The sequence below is a fragment of the Comamonas sp. B-9 genome, assembly GCF_000410635.1.
Classification (GTDB): Bacteria; Pseudomonadota; Gammaproteobacteria; order Burkholderiales; family Burkholderiaceae_C; genus Comamonas.
On sequence record NZ_KE148631.1, the window covers coordinates 59,341 to 63,890 of the forward strand.

2 protein-coding genes and 1 pseudogene are annotated in these 4,550 nt (G+C 65.1%); all 3 read right to left on the reverse strand.

The genetic code is table 11. The features are described from left to right. Positions 1-453: FAD-dependent oxidoreductase (locus tag H928_RS33575; RefSeq protein WP_021027729.1), on the reverse strand; the 453-nt coding region annotated here is incomplete at its 3' end. Between the two features lie 89 nt (positions 454-542). After that, positions 543-3,401, reverse strand: a complete 2,859-nt coding sequence (locus H928_RS28635; protein WP_021027730.1) for a bifunctional diguanylate cyclase/phosphodiesterase — start codon at positions 3,399-3,401, stop codon at positions 543-545. Between the two features lie 158 nt (positions 3,402-3,559). Beyond that, a pseudogene (acnA, locus tag H928_RS33580) lies at positions 3,560-4,550 on the reverse strand (aconitate hydratase); the annotation flags it as partial.

Sequence of the window (4,550 nt, forward strand, 5' to 3'; positions counted from 1 at the left end):
GATCTGCTTGCCCTGCTTGGTGGTGATGGTGACGACGCGGCCGTTGTCCTCGTGGTAGTCCACGGCGTTGTCCAGGTTGAGGTGCAGATCGGCGCTGGGCCGCACCGCATCGAGCAGCAGCTGGTGCAGGTCGGCGCGGTGGATGGTGGCGTAGGCCGCGCCGTAGCGTGCCACCGCTTGCGCGCCCAGGTCCAGCCGGGCCAGCTCCTGCCCGCTGATGGCATTGCGCGAGACCAGCGCCTGCGGAAAGGCTGCCACCGCCTGCAGCGGCCTTTGCAGGCCCCAGGCCTGCAGGCGCCGCACGACGTTGGGGCCCAGCTGCACACCGGCGCCCACTTCGCTGAACTGCGCAGCACGCTCAAACAGGCGCACCTCGGTGCCCGCGCGAATGGCGGCCAGCGCAGCAGCCAGGCCGCCGATGCCGCCGCCAGCGATCAAAATCTGTTCATGCATACCGCCATTGTGCCCAGATTGCAGGGCCCGCCTTGTGCGCTAGCGCAACAGCCCTCGTGGCTGGCTTCAGCACCCGGCGATGGGGCAGCTCAAGCCGGCCGGAAGCTGGCGAAGCCGTGCAGGCGCTCGAACTCGCCAATCGGCACCGGACGGCCAAAGTGGAAACCCTGGAAGCGCTTGCAGCCGTTGCTGACGAGGAAGTCCACCTGCTCGGAGTTCTCCACACCTTCGGCCACCACTTCGAGCTCCAGGCTTTGGGCCAGTGCCAGGATGGTGCGCACAATTACCGCGTCGCTGACATCGCTCAGCACATCGCTGACAAAGCTGCGGTCGATCTTCAGCTGGTCGAGCGGCAGGCGCTTGAGGTAGGACAGCGATGAATAACCCACGCCAAAGTCATCGAGCGAGAAGCCCACGCCGCGCTCCTTGAGCTGGCGCATGCGGTTGACGGTCTCGTTGACATCGCCCAGCAGCAGGTTCTCGGTCAGCTCCAGCTTCAGGCATGCGGGGTTGGCACCCGTCTGCGCCACAATGCCCAGCACCTCATCGACAAAGCCCTGGTTGTGGAACTGCCGGGGGCTCACATTGACCGACATGGTCAGCGCCTGGGTGGAGGGGCTGGCCGCCCACAGCGCCAGCTGCTCGCAGGCGGTGCGCATCACGAAGTTGCCCAGGTCGACAATCAGCCCGGTCTGCTCGGCCAGGTCGATGAACTCGATCGGCATGACCAGGCCACGCGCCGGGTGGCGCCAGCGCACCAAGGCTTCCGCGCCCACCAGGCTGCCGCTGCCATTCATCACCGGCTGGTAGTAGACCTGCAGCTCGCCGTCGTGGATAGCCTGGCGCAGATCGCTTTCCAGATTGGCACGCGCGTTGACGATGGCCTGCATCTGCGGATCAAAGAAGCGCTGCGTGTTGCGGCCGGCCGATTTCGCCTCGTACATCGCCAGGTCGGCGCGCTTGAGCAGCTCCTGCACCGTCAGCGATTCATGGTCGCCAAACACCGTCACGCCAATGCTGGGCGTGCTGTGGTGGGACTGGCCGTCGAGCACAAAGGGCTGCTTGAAACGGGTGATCACATGCTCGACCACCGAGCGCACATGGGCTTCGGCCTGCACGCGCTCGGCGCCCAGGTTCTCGACCAGCACGACAAACTCGTCGCCGCCAAAGCGCGCGACCACATCGCCGCTGCGCACGCTGGCAATCAGGCGCTTGCCTACTTCGCACAGCAGCCGGTCACCCTTTTGGTGGCCCAGCGAATCGTTGAGGTCCTTGAAATTGTCCAGATCGATGAACAGCAGCGCCGCATAGGTGCCGCGCTGCTTGCAGGCGATGATCGACCATTCGAGCCGGTCCATCAGCATGCGGCGGTTGGGCAGGCCGGTGAGCACATCGAAGAACTCCAGGCGCTCGATCTCCTTGCGCGCGCGGCTGCGCTCGGCCAGGTCGCGGCAGATGCACAGCAGGCCGGTGACCTCGCCATTGGCGGCGCGAATGGCCGATTTGGTGATCTCGAAACGGCCCTGGTAGCCATTGTCGGCAAACTGCAGGGTCTCTTCGTAGACGACGGGCGTGTTGCTGTTGCGCGCACGCAGGTCGGTTTCCCAATCAGAGGGCATGCGCCCTTGCAGGCCCAGGTCCGAAGTCGTGCGGCCAATGATCTGCGCGTGTGCCAGGCCCACCAGGCGCTCAAACGCCTGGTTGCAGTGCAAGAAGCGCCCATCGGCCCCCTTGAGCACGACCAGGTCCGGGATGGCACTGACCAGCGACACCAGCTGCGACTGCTGCTCCTGCACGCGGCCGACCATCAGCTTTTGCATTGACACATCGTGCGAGAGCAGCATGAAGGCATGCGCATCGCGCCCTTGCGGGGCGACCAGGATATCGGTCTGGAAGTGGCGCAGGCCCTGGGGCGTATCAATGCTTTGCTCAAAGGCGAGCGACTGCCCTGCGCGCAAGCGTGCCAGCCAATCAGGGGCCTGGCTGCGCAGGCTGGGGGCGAGCGCTGCGGTCCAGGGCTGGTCCACCAGGCTGGACACGCCCAGCCAGTCCAGCTGGGTGCGGTTGGCATGCACGATGGCGCCCGCGCCGTCAACCCGCACCACACCGATGGGGGCCTGCTCCAGCCATTCCTCGCCCTGCAGGCGCGCCGGGTGGGCCGAGGCCCAGCCCACCAGGCTGTGGCGCAGCGAGGCCATGATCAACACCAGAGCCAGCACCGACAGCGCATAGCACCAGGCCGCCTGCTCCAGCAGCATCGCCCAGTGGCTGCCCGCGCCCAGCAGAATGGCCGCTGCGCCCACGGCCAAGGCGGCCGCGAGTCTCAACACCGTCCAGCGGCCAGACTGGCCGGCAAAATGGCGGCTCTGCACCGCAGCCCAGGCGCAGCAGGCCAGCATACCCAGCGGCAAGACATAGCGGCGCACGCCGTCCAGATCGACCAGGCCTTGCGCGACCACCGCCGTCACCGCCACCAAGAGCGCCGTCGCCGTCAGCACCGCGCCATTGCTTTGCAGCTGCAGCCAGTGGCTCGCGCGGGGCACGGCACCTGGGCGGTTGCGCCGCGCAGAGGACAATAACTCTAGGGAGACTATCAATAGACTTATTGATAGCAAAAGATTGACGGACAGCTCCAGCCACAAGGCCGGCCGGCTGCCGTGTTCAGACAAGCGCAGCGGCAGTGCCAGCACCACCGCAAAGCCGCCCAGCGCCACGGCACTGCAGACCCACAGCGGCCGGCCCATGAAAGCACTGCCAGCGCTGCCCTGCAGCAGCAGGCGCCCGCCCCAGCCCAGGGTGGCCAGGGCAGCGAGCAGCAGCAAGACCTGCACCCAGGTCTGCAGCGCCCGGGCAAAGCCCACGCCCTGCGCATCGGTAGACACCAGCCCCGCCAACAGCACCCCGCCAGCGAGCAAACACCACATGATCCGCGTGTGGATCTCGTGCATGCGCCTGCCTAGCGACAAGGGGGTGTAGGGGTGGGCCATAGTTGACTAAATGTAATTAAAAGTAAACTAACGTCCATCTATTTGACCAGTAACGGTCAACAAATGCAAACGGGCCTCGTTGCAAACAAGGCCCGTGTTAGTCGCGCGTAGGTCAACTCTTACAGTAACTGGCGTAAAACGAAGGGCAGTATACCGCCCTCCTTGTAGTATTCGACCTCGATAGGCGTGTCAATACGCAACACCAGCTCGGCTTCGGTAACGCTGCCATCCGCGCGTTGGATGACCAGTTTGGCCTTACTGCGCGGCGCGAGCGAGGGGTCGGGCACGATGTCGATCAGCTCGTCCCCGCGCAGCTTCAGCGTCTCCCAGCTCTCGCCTTGCTTGAACTGCAGCGGCAGCACGCCCATGCCCACCAGATTGGCGCGGTGGATGCGCTCAAAACTGCGCGCCACCACCGCCTTGATGCCCAGCAACTGGGTGCCTTTGGCCGCCCAGTCGCGGCTGGAGCCGGTGCCGTATTCCTCGCCGGCAAACACCACGGTGGGCGTGCCCGCTGCCATATAGCGCATGGCGGCATCGTAAATGAAGAGCTTGCTGCCCTGTTCCTCGCCCGGATTTTGGTAAAGCGTCAGGCCACCCTCTTCGCGCGAGCCGTCCGGCCCAGCCGCCAGCATCTGGTTCTTGATGCGCACATTGGCAAAGGTGCCGCGCATCATCACCTCATGGTTGCCCCGGCGCGATCCGTAGCTGTTGAAGTCGCTCTTCTTGACGCCGTTGGCCAGCAGCCATTGGCCGGCCGGTGAGCTGTCCTTGATCGAGCCAGCGGGCGAGATATGGTCGGTGGTGATCGAATCACCAAATAGCGCCATTACCCGGGCCTTGCGCACCGCATTGTCGCGCTGCTCGGCACCGGGCTCGGGCGCTGCCAGCGAGAAATCCTTGAAAAAGGGTGGCTCGGCAATATAGGTGCTGTCCGGCCAGGTGTAGGTGGCGCCGGTCACGCCCTTGATCTTCTCCCAGAGCTTGCCCGGCTCGCTGCTGACCTTTTCGTAGTTGGCACGGAAAGCCTTGCCATTCATCGCGAATTTCATCAGCTTCTGCACCTCGTCGGGCGTCGGCCAGATATCGCCCAGGGAGACGTCGCGGCCG

Excerpts from the sequence above, each read along its gene's own strand:
- H928_RS28635 (WP_021027730.1), bottom strand. The coding sequence starts at position 3,401 with ATGCACGAGATCCACACGCGGATCATGTGGTGTTTGCTCGCTGGCGGG.